We start from the raw sequence: 14,189 nt of genomic DNA on the forward strand, positions 1-14,189 counted from the left end.
ACGCAGCCCCGGGGCGCACGTGAGGGGAGTCGGGAGATGAACGGCGAGACGAGGCCGGAGGCCAGGATCCTGGTCGTGGACGACGAGGCGGCGATCACCGATCTGGTCGGACTCGCCTTGCGCTACGAGGGGTTCGAGGTGGCGAGCGCGGCCACCGGGCGCGCGGCGCTGGCCGCGGCGGCCGACTTCGCCCCGGATCTGCTGGTGCTGGACGTGATGCTGCCGGACTTCACCGGACTCGACGTGTGCTCACGGCTGCGGTCGCAGGGCATGCGCGTGCCTGTGGTCTTCCTCACTGCGCGGGACGCGACCGAGGACAAGATCACGGGTCTGACGGTGGGCGGGGACGACTACGTCACCAAGCCGTTCTCGCTGGACGAGCTGGTCGCCCGGATCCGCGCGGTGCTCCGGCGCACCCGGCCGGACGCGGAGGAGACGCGGCTCGGCTTCGCGGATTTGGTCATCGACGAGGACGCGCACGAGGCCCGGCGCGGCGGCGAGCCGATGGATCTGACGCCGACCGAGTTCAAGCTGCTGCGCTACCTGACTGTGAACGCCGGGCGGGTGATGTCGAAGGCGCAGATACTCGACCACGTCTGGCAGTACGACTTCGGCGGCGGGGACAACGTCGTGGAGACCTATATCTCCTACCTCAGGAAGAAGGTCGACCGAGACCGGGTGCCGCTGATCCACACCGTCCGCGGCGTCGGCTACTCGCTGCGGCTGCCGCGCGATCCCCGCGACTCGCGCGAGGCGAACCTCGACGAGCAGACGGCGCGTTAGCGGTGTGCCCGCAACGCCTCTTCCGGCACGTCCGGCAACAGCGCGTCTCGCTACGCGCCCGGCTGCTGCGCACGGTGCTGTTCCGACTGGTGCTGGCGCTGACGCTGGCCGACGCCGCCACGTCGTGGGCCGTGCACGATCTGCTGCTCCGGGACCTCGACAGTCAGCTCTCCGCGACGGCCGTGCTCGCCGACCAGTACGTGATCGCACAACACGTCGCCAACCAGGCCCCTGATCTGACCGGAACGACCAGCAAGCAGTGGTCCCAGGCCTCGGGCCAGGGCCTGCTGCCCGCGCTGCTGCTGATGCGGCTGGCCGACGGCTCGCAGCAGACCATCGGCGGCGGCCCGAGCATCTCGCCGAGCATGACGCCGGGCTTGAAGGGCACCGGGTCGGACCAGGACGGCGCCAAGTTCTACACCGCCTCGCTGCCCAGCGGCGACGGATCGACGCGCACCTACCGGATCCGGGTGAGCTACCTGCCCGACGACGAGGGCACGCTCGTGCTCGCCAGCTCCGAGCAGGCCGTGTCGGACACGATGGTGCACATCGGCGAGATCGAGGTGGTCACCTGGCTGCTCGCGCTGACCACCGTCGGCCTGATGACCAGTCGGAAGATCCGGCGTCAGCTGCGGCCGTTCGAGCGCATGGGCGAGACGATCGTGGAGATCGGCAGCGGCGACCTCGACCAGCGCGTGTCCCCGGCGGATCCGCGCACCGAGCTCGGCCGGGTCGGGTACTCGGTGAACCTGATGCTCACTCGGCTCGAGCACGCCTTCAAGGAGCAGCGCAGCTCGGAGAACCGGCTGCGGCGGTTCGTCGCCGACGCCTCGCACGAGCTGCGCACCCCGCTCGCCTCGATCCGCGGATACGCGGAGCTCTTCCGCCGCGGGGCGGCCTCCCGGCCGGAGGACCTGGCGCTGGCGATGCGCCGGATCGAGTCGGAGGCGGAGCGGATGGGCGTGCTGGTGGACGAGCTGCTGCTGCTGGCCCGGCTGGACTCGGGCCGGCCGCTCGAACGCACGGTGGTGGACCTGACCGCGCTCATCGCCGACGCGGCGCGCGACTCGACGGCGGCCGACCCGCGGTGGCCGGTCGAGGCGGCAAACGACGCGTCCGCACCGGTGCACGTGATCGGCGACGTGGACCGGCTGCGCCAGGTGCTGGCCAACCTGCTCGCCAACGTGCGCGCGCACACGCCGCCCGGCACGCCGGCCACGATCTCGGCGCGGCGTACCGAGGGCGGGGCGGTGATCGAGGTGGCCGACTCGGGGCCGGGGCTGACGTCGGATCAGCAGGGGATGGTGTTCGAGCGCTTCTACCGCGGGGACGCCTCGCGCGGGCGCGGGCGCGACGGGGAGGGCGGCGGCTCCACCGGCGGCAGCGGGCTCGGGCTGTCCATCGTGGCCTCGGTGGCCGAGGCGCACGGCGGCCGGGCGCGGGTGGTCTCCGCGCCCGGCGCCGGCTGCGTGTTCACCGTGGCGCTGCCGGTGCCGGGGCCGCGGAGCGCCGATCTCACAAACGCACAAACTTCGGGGGAAGCCCGGGCCACAATCGCACAAACTCAGATCAACGAGTGAGTGTCCTACGATCCGAGGCCTGGGCCGCCTCGCGGGGCTCAGTCGAAGATGGGCTCGCGGGTGCGGGTCCGCTTGAGCTCGAAGAAGCCGTCGGTGCCTGCCACGAGCAGCACGCCGTCCCACAGCTTCGCCGCCGCTTCGCCCTTGGGCGCCGGCGAGACCACCGGGCCGAAGAACGCCACGCCCTCGGTCGCGATCACCGGGGTGCCCACGTCCATGCCGACCTGGTCCATGCCGGCGTGGTGCGAGGCCTTGAGCGCCTCGTCGTACGCGTCGGTCTCGGCGGCGTCGGCGAGCTCGGCCGGCAGGCCCACCTCGGTCAGCGCGGCCTCGATGGTCTCCCGGTTGAACTCCTGCTTGCCGATGTGGCGGCGGGTGCCGAGGGCGTCGTAGAGCGGGCGCACGACCTCGTCGCCGTGCTGCTGCTGGGCCGCGATCAGCACCCGGACCGGGCCCCAGCCGCGCTGGAGCATCTCCTTGTACTGCTCCGGCAGCTCGTCCCGGCCGCTGTTGAGCACCGAGAGCGACATCACGTGGAAGCGCACGTCGACCGGACGCTGCTTCTCCACCTCCAACAGCCAGCGGCTGGTCATCCAGGCCCACGGGCACAGCGGGTCGACCCACAGGTCGGCGACCGCTCGGTTCTGCGCAGATTCCGTCATGACTGCTCGCAACACCGGCGCGCACGGCGGCATTCCCGCCCTGCGCCCGCCGCGCGCCGGGCCGGAGGGCATACGATCCTTCCCAGCACAAGACACCTGACCACCGCACCCCAGTAAGGAGCCGTGCAATACAGTGCCCGGTACCAATCTGACTCGTGAAGAGGCGGCCGAACGCGCCCGCCTGCTGTCGGTCTCGTCCTACGAGGTCGAGCTCGATCTCACGGCGGGAGCCGAGGACTTCGATTCCGTCAGCGTCATCCGCTTCACCGCCGAGCCCGGTTCGGCCACCTTCGCCGATCTGGTCACCGAGGGTCCGGTGCGCCGGATCGTGCTCAACGGCCGCGAGCTCGACGCGGCCGAGGTCTTCGCCGACTCGCGCATCAGGCTCGAGGGCCTGGCCGAGCAGAACGTGCTCGAGGTGGCGGCGTCCTGCCAGTACAGCCACACGGGTGAAGGCCTGCACCGGATGGTGGATCCGGTGGACGGCGGCGTCTTCCTCTACACCCAGTTCGAGGTGCCGGACGCGCGGCGCGTGTTCGCTGCCTTCGAGCAGCCCGACCTCAAGGCCACCTTCCGGTTCACCGTCACCGCGCCGGCCGACTGGGCGATGTTCTCCAACTCCCCCACGCCGGACCCGGAGCCGGCCGGCGAGGGCAAGGCGGTCTGGCGCTTCGAGCCGACCGCGCGGATCTCGACCTACATCACGGCCCTGGTGGCCGGCGAGTACGGCGTGGTGCGCAAGGACTACACCTCGGCCGACGGCACGGTGATCCCGATGGCCGTCGCCGCGCGGCGTTCGCTGATGGAGTACCTCGACGCGGACGAGCTGTTCGACATCACCTTCAAGGGCTTCGACTACTTCCAGGCGCTGTTCGACCACCCGTACCCGTTCCCCAAGTACGACCAGCTGTTCGTGCCCGAATACAACGCGGGCGCGATGGAGAACGCCGGGTGCGTCACCTTCCGCGAGGACTACGTCTTCCGGTCCAAGACCACCGACGCCTCGTATGAGCGCCGGGCCGAGACCATCCTGCACGAGCTCGCCCACATGTGGTTCGGCGACCTCGTGACCATGGAGTGGTGGAACGACCTGTGGCTCAACGAGTCCTTCGCCACCTACGCCTCAGTGCGCTGCCAGGCCGAGGCCACCCGCTGGACCGGGGCCTGGACCACCTTCGCCAACACCGAGAAGACCTGGGCGTACGCGCAGGACCAGCTGCCCTCCACGCACCCGATCGTGGCCGAGATCCCCGATCTCGAGGCCGTGTACGTGAACTTCGACGGCATCACCTACGCGAAGGGCGCCTCGGTGCTCAAGCAGTTGGTGGCGTACGTCGGCGACGACGCCTTCGTCAAGGGCCTGCGGACGTACTTCAAGCGGCACGCCTGGGGCAACACCCGGCTGTCCGACCTGCTCGGCGCGCTCGAGGAGGCCAGCGGCCGGGACCTCGGCACCTGGTCGAAGGCCTGGCTGGAGACGGCCGCGCCGAACACCCTCTCGCCCGCGTTCACCCTGGCCGAGGACGGCACCTTCGCCTCCTTCTCGGTGCTGCAGGAGGCTCCGGCCGACTACCCGACGCTGCGTCCGCACCGCATCGCGGTCGGCCTGTACGAGCGCGGCGACGGCGGCCTCGAGCGGGTGCGCCGGATCGAGCTCGACGTCGTCGGCGCGCAGACCGAGGTGCCCGAGCTGGTCGGCGTGCGGCAGCCGGACCTGGTGCTGCTCAACGACGACGACCTGGGCTACGCCAAGATCCGCTTCGACGAGCGCTCGATCAATACTCTGATCTCCTCGATCGGCGAGTTCGCCGAGTCGCTGCCGCGCGCGCTGTCCTGGGTCTCCGCGTGGGACATGGTCCGCAACGCCGAGCTGCCCGCGCACGACTACGTCGCGCTGGTCATCTCCGGTGCGGCGAAGGAGAGCTCGATCACGGTGCTCCAGTCGCTGCAGCGGCAGGCCAAGATGGCGGTGGAGCTCTACGCGTCGCCGGACAGGCGCGCGGAGCTGGCCGAGCGCTGGGCCGGATTCGCGCACGCACAGCTGCTGCAGGCCGATCCCGGTAGCGACGTGCAGCTGTCCTGGGCGCGCACCCTGGCCAGCACGGCGCGGGACGAGGCGCACCTGGGCCTGCTGCGCGGCCTGCTCGACGGCACCGAGTCGCTGGACGGGCTGACGGTGGACACCGAGCTGCGCTGGGCGCTGCTGCAGCGCCTGGCGGCCACGCTGCACGCCACCGAGGAGGACGTCGAGGCCGAGCTGGTCAAGGACCCGACCGCGGCGGGCAAGCGGCACGCCATGAACGCCCGGGCCGGCATGCCGACCGAGCAGGCCAAGGCCGCGGCGTGGGCCTCGATGGTGGAGGACGACAAGCTCACCAACGAGGAGCTGATGGCGACCGTCCTCGGCTTCCGCCAGCCGGAGCAGCGCGACCTCCTCGCGCCGTACGCCGAGAAGTACTTCGGCGCGGTCGCCGGGCTTTGGGCCGCGCGTACTCCGCACATGGCCCAGCTGCTCGCCACCGGCCTGTACCCGGCGGCGATCGTGCAGCGGTCCGTGGTCGAGCGCGTGGACGCGCTGCTCGCCTCGGCCGACGAGCAGACCGTGCCGCCCGCGCTGCGCCGCCTGCTGCTCGAGCAGCGCGACGGCACCGTGCGCACCCTGGCCGGCCAGGAGCTGGACGCCCGCTGAGAAACACCGCACGCGCGACAGGGCGCTGATCCGGAGCGATCCGGGTCAGCGCCCTGTTTCATGCCGGGACGACGCCGCCGAGACGGCGTGGCCGGCTCAGCCGTACGCGTAGAACCCGCGGCCGGACTTGCGGCCCAGGTCCCCGGCCGCGACCATGCGGTTGAGCAGCTCGGGCACGGCGAACTGGTCCGCGTGCGACTCGTTGTAGATGTTCCGGGTCGCGTTGCGCATGATGTCCACGCCGGTCAGGTCCAGGGTGGCGAGCGGGCCCATCGCGTGGCCGAAGCCGAGCTTGCAGGCCGTGTCGATGTCCTCGGCGGTGGCCACGCCGTTGTCGAGCAGCCGGACCGCCTCGTTGGCCAGCGCGGCGATCAGCCGGGTGGTGACGAAGCCTGCCACGTCGCGGTTGACCACGATGCAGGTCTTGCCGACGGACTCGGCGAACGTCCGGGCCGCGGCCAACGTGTCGTCAGAAGTCTTGTACCCGCGCACCAGCTCGCACAGGGCCATCAGCGGCACCGGCGAGAAGAAGTGAGTGCCGACCACGGCCTCGGGGCGCTCGGTCACGGCCGCGATCTGGGTGACCGGCAGGGCGGAGGTGTTGGTGCACAGCACCGCGCCGTCCCGGCAGAGCTTGTCCAGCTCGCGGAACAGGCCCTGCTTGACGTCCAGGTCCTCGAACACCGCCTCGACCACCAGGTCGGCCGAGCCGACCGCGGCCAGCTCGGTGGTGGTGGTGATCCGGGCCAGCGCGGCCTCGGCCGCCTCCCGGGTCATCTTGTCCTTGCCGACGAACTTCTCGTACGAAGCGGTGATACCGGCCAGACCGCGCGCGGTGGCGGCGTCCGACACGTCCCTGAGCACCACCTCGTGTCCGGCGGCCGCCGAGACCTGGGCGATGCCGGAACCCATCAGGCCGGCACCGATCACAGCGATTCTCATAGTCATGTCGGCAGCCTACTAGCGAGTAGGTATCCTCGGCCCCATGGCAGTCAACCTCACACGCATCTACACCAGGACCGGCGACGACGGGAGCACCCGGCTCGGCGACATGAGCAAGACCTCGAAGACCGACCCCCGGCTGATCGCCTACGCGGACACCGACGAGGCCAACTCCTCGATCGGCGTGGCCATCGCCATGGGCGGCCTGCGGGACGAGGTCGTCACGACCCTGACGAGGATTCAGAACGAACTGTTCGACGTGGGCGCGGACCTGTGCAACCCGGTCGTCGAGAACCCGCAGCACCCCCCGCTCAGGGTGGAGCAGCAGGACATCGACCGGCTCGAACGGGACTGCGACCACTACCTCGAGCCGCTGGAGAAGCTGCGCTCGTTCATCCTGCCGAGCGGCACGCCGGGCAGCGCCCTGCTGCACGTCTCGCGCACGGTGGTGCGCCGGGCCGAGCGTTCGGCCTGGACGGCGTTGGAGGCGGAGGGGCAGAGCATGAACGTGCTCACCGCCAAGTACCTCAACCGGCTCTCCGACCTGCTGTTCATCCTGGCCAGAGACGCCAACCGGGAGGCGGGCGGCGACGTGCTGTGGGTGCCCGGGGCGAGCCGGGAGGGCTGAGCGGCCGAGAGCGCGTCAGGAAACTCGGGAGACGCCCTGGCCCGGAGGCGCCGCCTCCAGCCAGGACAGGAAGCCGGTCAGGGCGTCCTCGGACAGGGCCAGCTCGGCGTAGCCGGCGCCGAAGCGGCAGTCGAGGATGGTCCAGCCGGGGAAGAGCGCGAGCTCCTCGGTGCCCTCGGGCGCCCGGCGGCCTATCACCTCGAGGTCCCGGCGGGTGAGCACCGCGGCCGGGCGGAAGGCGTAGGAGAAGATGCGGTACCAGTCCACCCGGTCCGCGCCGTACTGCGCGATCCCGTAGGACCAGCCGCGGCCGTCGCGCACGGCGGCGGCGGTGAGCGGGGTGCCGGTGCCGCGCACCGGGCCGGCCTCCGGGGCGTCCTCGGGCGCGGACCCGCTCAAGCGCGAAGCAGCCCGCGTCGCCCCCGGCAGAGCGGGAGTCAGACGCAGGCTGCAGTCGAAGGTGCCGCCCCGGCGCCGGATCATCACCCGGCGCAGGAACAGAGCGCCTATCGCGAGAAGGACGAGCAGGCACAGCGAGAGAACGAAACCGAGGACGGCGCTCAACATCGCCGACCTGCCCAGCCGCACGTGCTCAACGCTGCCCCCCGCCGGCTATCGGCCGACGGCGCGAAGCCGCAGCTCCGCTCGGGCCGCGGCGGCCTCGGAATCCGCGCCGTAGCCGCCCGCCTGGGCGGTGGCCAGGGACTCCTGGGCGCGAGCCGCGTCGATGTCGTCGACGAGTTCGGCCGCCTCGCTCAGCAGCGAGACCCGGTCGTCGGCCACCGAGATGAAGCCTCCGTGCACCGTGGCTCGCAGGATCTCGCCCGGCGCCCCGTCCACGACCGTCTTGATGGTGACCACGCTCGGATTCATCACCGAGAGGATCGGCTGGTGCTTGGGCATGATGCCCACCTCGCCGTCCGCCGTCTTCGCGACGACGAGCGAGGCCTTGCCCGACCAGACCTCCCGGTCGGCCGCGACCAATGCCACGTCGAGTTCAGCCATGGGTGCGGCTCCTCTACCACTAGTGACGTGAAGTTTACCGGATACCACCGGTCCCCTCCGACCCGTCTCGCGGATCGGAGGGGACCGGCGTGGTCCGGAACCTACTTGCTCAGTTCCTTGTACTTGCGCTCGAGGTCCTCGATGCCGCCGCACATGAAGAACGCCTGCTCCGGCACGTGGTCGTACTTGCCGTCGGCGATCGCGGTGAAGGCCGCGATGGTCTCCTCCAGCGGGACGAACGAGCCGTCGATGCCGGTGAAGATCTTCGCCACGAAGGTGTTCTGCGACAGGAAGCGCTCGATCCGGCGGGCGCGGTGCACCGTGAGCTTGTCCTCCTCGGACAGCTCGTCGATACCGAGGATCGCGATGATGTCCTGCAGGTCCTTGTACTTCTGCAGGATCGCCTTGACCCGGGTCGCGGTCTCGTAGTGGTCCTTGGCGACGTAGCGCGGGTCCAGGATGCGCGAGGTCGAGTCCAGGGGGTCCACCGCGGGGTAGATGCCCTTCTGGGTGATCGGCCGGGAGAGCACCGTGGTCGCGTCGAGGTGCGCGAAGGTGGTGTGCGGCGCCGGGTCGGTGATGTCGTCCGCGGGGACGTAGATCGCCTGCACCGAGGTGATCGAGTGGCCGCGGGTCGAGGTGATCCGCTCCTGCAGCTCGCCCATCTCGTCCGCCAGGGTCGGCTGGTAACCCACCGCGGAGGGCATGCGCCCGAGCAGCGTGGAGACCTCGGAGCCGGCCTGGGTGAAGCGGAAGATGTTGTCGATGAACAGCAGCACGTCCTGGTTCTGCACGTCGCGGAAGTACTCCGCCATCGTCAGCGCCGAGAGCGCCACCCGCAGGCGGGTGCCCGGGGGCTCGTCCATCTGGCCGTAGACCAGCGCGGTCTTCTCGATGACACCGGTCTCGGTCATCTCCGCGATCAGGTCGTTGCCCTCACGGGTGCGCTCGCCGACGCCGGCGAACACCGACACGCCGCCGAAGTTCTCGGCCACGCGGTAGATGAGCTCCTGGATGAGCACCGTCTTGCCCACGCCCGCGCCGCCGAACAGGCCGATCTTGCCGCCGGTGACGTACGGGGTGAGCAGGTCGATGACCTTGATGCCGGTGGTGAACATCTCGGTCTTCGGGTCGAGCTTGTCGAAGCTCGGCGCCTTGCGGTGGATCGGCCAGCGCTCGGTGACCTCGAACTTCTCACCCTCCTTGAGGTTGAGCACGTTCCCGGTCACGTCGAAGACGTGGCCCTTGGTGATGTCGCCCACCGGCACCGAGATCGGCGCGCCGGAGTCCTTCACCTCGGAGCCGCGCACGAGGCCGTCGGTCGGCTTCATCGCGATCGCGCGGATCATGTTGTCGCCGATGTGCTGGGCTACCTCGAGGGTGAGGGTACGGGTCTCACCCATGAAGTCGTAGTCGATCGTCAGAGCGTTGAAGATCTCCGGCATCGCGTCGACGGGGAATTCCACGTCGACAACGGGACCGATGATCCGCGCAACGCGGCCGACGCCGGTCGTGGTCGTGGTCGTCATGGCTGCTATTCACTCCCTGCGTTCGCGTCGGCGAGGGCGTTGGCGCCACCGACGATCTCGCTGATTTCCTGGGTGATCTCGGCCTGTCGGGCCGAGTTCGCCAGCCGGGTGAGCTGGCGGATGAGGTCCGAGGCGTTGTCCGTGGCCGACTTCATGGCCCGGCGCCGCGCGGCGTGCTCGGAGGCCGCCGACTGCAGCAGGGCGTTGAACAGGCGCGCCTTGATGTAGTGCGGCAGCAGCCGGTCGAGCACCTCGGCGGGATCCGGCTCGAACTCGTAGAGCGGGAAGGCGCCGCCCTGCGGGGGCGCGGTCGACTCCTCGATCTCCAGCGGCAGGAACCGGCCGGCGGTGGCGTTCTGGGTGAGCATCGAGACGAATTCGGTGGACACCACGTGCAGCTCGTCCACCCCGCCGTCCTCGCCGCCCTTCTCGAAGTCGGCGATCACGGCGTCCGCGACCTCGGCCGCGTTGCCGTACTGCGGGTTGTCCGAGAAACCGGACCACGCCCCAGCCAGTTCGATACCCCGGAAGCGGTAGTACGACGCGCCCTTGCGGCCGATGACGTACCGGACGACTTCCTTGCCCTCGTCCTGCAGCAGGGCCGCGAGCTGCTCGGCCTGCTTGATCGCGGCGCTGTTGTAGGCGCCGGCGAAACCGCGGTCCGCGGTGATGAGCACGATGGCCGCGCGCCGCAGCCGCGGCCGCTCGCCGATCAGCGGGTGCTTGGCGTTGGAGTGCGAGGCCACCGCCGACACCGCCCGGGTGATCTCCCGGGCGTACGGGGTCGACGCCGCCACGCGCTGCTGCGCCTTGACGATGCGCGCGGTCGCGATCAGCTCCTGCGCGCGGGTGATCTTCTTCGTGGCGCTGACGGACGAAATGCGCCGCCGGTAGACACGGAGTTGGGCTCCCACTGCCTCAGCCCTCCTTCCTGAACTCGATGCGGATCACTCGGGGCATGGTGCTCAGCCCTTCGCGTGACGGGTGATCGTCTCCTGGCCCACGTCGGCCCGGTCCAGCGGCGTGACCGCGACATCGCCGCGCAGCAGCGAGCCGTCCGCCTTCTCGAACGAGTCCTTGAACTCGTTCACCGCCGCCTTGAGCAGGCCCTCGGTGTCGCTCGAGAGCTTCTCGTTCTTGGCCGCGATGGACTGCAGGATCTGCGGCTTCGAGGACTTGAGGTAGGTGAGGAGCTCGGACTCGAACCGGCGCACGTCCTGCACCGGGACCTCGTCGAGCTCGCCCGAGGTGCCCGACCAGATCGAGACGACCTGGTCCTCGACCGGGTACGGGGAGTACTGCGGCTGCTTGAGCAGCTCGACCATCCGCTGACCGCGGGCCAGCTGCGCCTTCGAGGCGTCGTCCAGGTCCGAGGCGAAGGCCGCGAAGGCCTCCAGGTCGCGGAACTGGGCGAGCTCCACCCGGAGCGAGCCGGAGACCTGGCGCATCGCCTTGACCTGCGCCGAGCCGCCGACCCGGGAGACCGAGGTACCGACGTTCACGGCCGGGCGCACGCCCGAGAGGAACAGGTCGGTCTCCAGGAAGCACTGGCCGTCGGTGATGGAGATGACGTTGGTCGGGATGAACGCGGAGATGTCGTTCGCCTTGGTCTCCACGATCGGCAGGCCGGTCATCGAGCCCGCGCCCATCTCGTCCGAGAGCTTCGCGCAGCGCTCGAGCAGGCGGGAGTGCAGGTAGAAGACGTCGCCGGGGTAGGCCTCGCGGCCCGGCGGGCGGCGCAGCAGCAGGGACATGGCGCGGTAGGCCTCGGCCTGCTTGGACAGGTCGTCGAAGACGATCAGCACGTGCTTGCCGGCGTACATCCAGTGCTGGCCGATGGCCGAGCCGGTGTACGGGGCGAGGTACTTGAAGCCGGCCGGGTCGGACGCCGGGGCGGCGACGATCGTGGTGTACTCCAGCGCGCCGTTGTCCTCCAGCGCCTGGCGCACGGCCGCGATGGTCGAGCCCTTCTGGCCGACCGCGACGTAGATGCAGCGCACCTGCTTGTCGGGGTCGCCCGACTCCCAGTTGGCGCGCTGGTTGAGGATCGTGTCGATGCAGACCGCGGTCTTGCCGGTCTGCCGGTCGCCGATGATCAGCTGACGCTGGCCGCGGCCGATCGGGGTCATCGAGTCGATGGCCTTGATGCCGGTCTGCAGCGGCTCGCTGACCGACTGGCGCTGCATGACGGAAGGCGCCTGCAGCTCCAGGATGCGCCGGCCCTCGGCCTCGATCGGGCCGAGGCCGTCGATCGGGTTGCCGAGCGGGTCGACCACGCGGCCCATGAACTTGTCGCCGACCGGGGTGGAGAGGATCTCGCCGGTCCGCCGGACCGTCTGCCCCTCCTCGATGCCGCTGTAGTCGCCCATGACCACGACGCCGATCTCGCGCACGTCGAGGTTCAGGGCGATGCCGAGGGTGCCGTCCTCGAACTTCAGCAGCTCGTTGGTCATGGCCGAGGGCAGGCCCTCGACCTTGGCGATGCCGTCACCGATCTCGGTGACCGTACCGACCTCGTCTACGTTGGCGGCCGAAGGCTCGTACGAGGCGACGAAGCGCTCCAGCGCGTCCCGGATCTCCTCCGGACGGATCGTAAGCTCCGCCATCAGTGTTCCTGTCTCCTAAGTCTTCTCGGACGCCTGCGGTACTTCGCCGTCGCCCGCGAACTCGTCGTGGGGTACTGCTATGTCTGTGAAACTGTGTCAGGCCGCGAAGCCACGGGAGGCTTCGGCGAGCCGGGTGGCCAGCGAGCCGTCGATGATGTCGTCGCCGATCCGGATCGTCATTCCGCCGATCAGGGACGGGTCGAGCTCGACGTTCAGCCGGACCTGCTTGCCGTAACTGCGCGCGAGGATGGCGGTGAGCCGTTCGCGCTGGGCCTCGGTGAGCGGGACGACCGCGGTGACCAGGGCCGTGATCCGCTCGCGGTGCGCCGCCGCGATGGCGCCGAGCCGCTCGACGCCGGTCAGCACCGACTCGCCGCGCTGGTTGGCCACCACCCGGTGGATCAGCCGCAGCGCCGAGGGGCTGGCCTTGCCCGCGAGCAGCGAGTCGACCAGTCCGGTGCGCTGCACCGACGGGGTCCGCTCGCTCAGGCCGTTGGCCAGTTCCGGCTCGGAGGCGAGGATGCGCCCGAAGCGGAACAGGTCGTCCTCGACCGCGTCGAGGCTGCCGGCGCGCTCCGCGAGGGCGAGCTCGGCCTCCACGGCCAGCTCGTCGATCGCCTCGGCCAGGTCGCGCGGCTGGGACCAGCGGCTGCGGACCACGCCCGCGACCAGGTCCACCGCACCCCCGCCGACCTTGCCGGTGAGCAGCTCGGTCGCCAGCGCCGCGCGCTGGTCGCCCGAACGGGCCGGGTCGGTCAGCAGCCGGCGCAGCGAGATCTCCCGACCGAACAGGCCGGCGATCGCGGCCAGGTCGTCCGAGAGCGCGGTGACGTCGGTCGTGGGGACCGAGGTCAACGCCGCCAGGGCCTCGCGCGCCGCGGCGAGCGACTCCCCACTAGCGCCACGCATGTTCAGCCCACCTTCTGGGCCGCGCCCAGCTTGGCGTCGAGCTCGTCCAGGAACCGGTCGACGATCCGCTCCTGCAGAGCGGCGTCCTGCGCCCGCTCGCCGACGATCTTGTCGGCCAGCTCGGTCGCCAGCTTGCCGAGGTCGGCCTTGAGCACGTTGACCGCGCTGTTGCGGTCGGCCTCGAGCTGGGTGTGCGCGGAGGCGATGATGGCCTCCTTCTGCACGTTGGCCTCGGTGCGGGCCTGCTCCACCAGCGCCGCGCCGTCGGCCTGCGCCTTGGCCCGGATGTCCGCGGTGGAGTGGCGCAGCTCGGCCATCTGAGCCTGAGCGTCGGCCTTCACCTGCGCGGCCTCGGCCTGGGCGAGCTCGGCCTTGTGCAGACCGCCCTCGATGGCCTCGGACCGCTCGTCCAGGGTCTTGCGGATGTTCGGCAGTGCCTTCGTGTACAGGAAGTAGAACACGATCGCGAAGGCGATGATGCCGATGATCAGCTCGGGGAGCTCCGGGAGGATCGGATTGGAGATGTTGACCGAGCTGTCGGCCAGGTACGTGACGGGGGTCACGGGTGAACCTCCTTCTTCGACTCTTGAGTCGCGAGGACTTACTTGCCGAAGACGAACGGCATGACGATGCCGAGCAGCGCGAGCGCCTCGGTCAGCGCGAAGCCGATGTACATGTTGGTCTGGATCATGCCGCGCAGCTCGGGCTGACGGGCCATCGCCTCGACGCCGTGGCCGAAGATGAGGCCGATGCCGACGCCCGGGCCGATGGCGGCCAGGCCGTAGGCGACGGCGCCGAGGGAGCCGGTGACGCCGGTGGAAGCAGCGAGGTCAACAACAGCGGACATTTTCTGTCT

At 70.2% G+C, this 14,189-nt stretch carries 14 protein-coding genes; 4 read left to right on the plus strand and 10 right to left on the minus strand.

From position 1 onward, the window contains the following. The first annotated feature begins 36 nt into the window (after nt 1-36). Together ACTRO_RS22010 and ACTRO_RS22015 are read left to right on the plus strand one after the other, a co-directional pair. Nucleotides 37-783, plus strand: a complete 747-nt coding sequence (locus tag ACTRO_RS22010) for a response regulator transcription factor (protein ID WP_034265798.1) — start codon at nt 37-39, stop codon at nt 781-783. Between the two features lie 2 nt (nt 784-785). Further along, entirely contained in the window at nt 786-2,363 is a 1,578-nt protein-coding gene (locus tag ACTRO_RS22015) for a sensor histidine kinase (RefSeq protein WP_051451199.1), read from the plus strand. 38 nt (nt 2,364-2,401) lie between these two features. Here the strand turns inward: ACTRO_RS22015 and ACTRO_RS22020 are convergent, their stop codons facing one another. Next, on the minus strand, nt 2,402-3,025 hold the full coding sequence (locus ACTRO_RS22020) for a mycothiol-dependent nitroreductase Rv2466c family protein (protein WP_034265800.1): 624 nt from the start codon (nt 3,023-3,025) through the stop codon (nt 2,402-2,404). Nucleotides 3,026-3,158: 133 nt separating this feature from the next. On the opposite strand from ACTRO_RS22020, the gene pepN reads away from it, so the two are divergent. Further along, on the plus strand, nt 3,159-5,714 hold the full coding sequence (gene pepN / locus ACTRO_RS22025) for an aminopeptidase N (RefSeq protein WP_034265803.1): 2,556 nt from the start codon (nt 3,159-3,161) through the stop codon (nt 5,712-5,714). A gap of 96 nt (nt 5,715-5,810) precedes the next feature. Here the strand turns inward: pepN and ACTRO_RS22030 are convergent, their stop codons facing one another. Further along, entirely contained in the window at nt 5,811-6,662 is an 852-nt protein-coding gene (locus ACTRO_RS22030) for a 3-hydroxyacyl-CoA dehydrogenase family protein (protein WP_034265805.1), read from the minus strand. A gap of 37 nt (nt 6,663-6,699) precedes the next feature. Between ACTRO_RS22030 and ACTRO_RS22035 the strand changes: the two genes are divergently transcribed. Beyond that, nucleotides 6,700-7,284 (plus strand): cob(I)yrinic acid a,c-diamide adenosyltransferase, encoded by a 585-nt coding sequence (locus tag ACTRO_RS22035; RefSeq protein ID WP_034265808.1) that lies wholly within the window; start codon nt 6,700-6,702, stop codon nt 7,282-7,284. A gap of 15 nt (nt 7,285-7,299) precedes the next feature. On the opposite strand, the gene ACTRO_RS22040 is transcribed toward ACTRO_RS22035, so the two are convergent. The 8 genes from ACTRO_RS22040 to atpE all read right to left on the minus strand — a co-directional run bounded on the left by ACTRO_RS22040 (nt 7,300) and on the right by atpE (nt 14,180). Further along, nucleotides 7,300-7,851, minus strand: a complete 552-nt coding sequence (locus ACTRO_RS22040) for a DUF2550 domain-containing protein (protein WP_034265810.1) — start codon at nt 7,849-7,851, stop codon at nt 7,300-7,302. Nucleotides 7,852-7,896: 45 nt separating this feature from the next. Further along, nucleotides 7,897-8,289 (minus strand): F0F1 ATP synthase subunit epsilon, encoded by a 393-nt coding sequence (locus tag ACTRO_RS22045; RefSeq protein ID WP_034265812.1) that lies wholly within the window; start codon nt 8,287-8,289, stop codon nt 7,897-7,899. A 101-nt stretch (nt 8,290-8,390) separates the two neighbouring features. Further along, nucleotides 8,391-9,818, minus strand: a complete 1,428-nt coding sequence (gene atpD, locus ACTRO_RS22050; protein WP_034265815.1) for a F0F1 ATP synthase subunit beta — start codon at nt 9,816-9,818, stop codon at nt 8,391-8,393. Between the two features lie 5 nt (nt 9,819-9,823). Beyond that, entirely contained in the window at nt 9,824-10,732 is a 909-nt protein-coding gene (locus ACTRO_RS22055; protein WP_034265818.1) for a F0F1 ATP synthase subunit gamma, read from the minus strand. A 51-nt stretch (nt 10,733-10,783) separates the two neighbouring features. Further along, a complete protein-coding gene (gene atpA / locus ACTRO_RS22060; protein WP_034265821.1) occupies nt 10,784-12,424 on the minus strand; it encodes a F0F1 ATP synthase subunit alpha in 1,641 nt (546 codons plus the stop codon). Between the two features lie 96 nt (nt 12,425-12,520). Beyond that, on the minus strand, nt 12,521-13,333 hold the full coding sequence (locus ACTRO_RS22065) for a F0F1 ATP synthase subunit delta (RefSeq protein WP_034265823.1): 813 nt from the start codon (nt 13,331-13,333) through the stop codon (nt 12,521-12,523). 2 nt (nt 13,334-13,335) lie between these two features. Continuing rightward, nucleotides 13,336-13,896, minus strand: a complete 561-nt coding sequence (locus ACTRO_RS22070) for a F0F1 ATP synthase subunit B (protein WP_084316459.1) — start codon at nt 13,894-13,896, stop codon at nt 13,336-13,338. A gap of 38 nt (nt 13,897-13,934) precedes the next feature. Next, nucleotides 13,935-14,180 carry an ATP synthase F0 subunit C gene (gene atpE / locus ACTRO_RS22075; RefSeq protein WP_034265826.1) on the minus strand — a complete coding sequence of 82 codons (246 nt, stop codon included), beginning with the start codon at nt 14,178-14,180 and terminating at the stop codon, nt 13,935-13,937. Nucleotides 14,181-14,189 lie beyond the last annotated feature (9 nt).

This window comes from Actinospica robiniae DSM 44927 (assembly GCF_000504285.1).
Classification (GTDB): Bacteria; Actinomycetota; Actinomycetes; order Streptomycetales; family Catenulisporaceae; genus Actinospica; species Actinospica robiniae.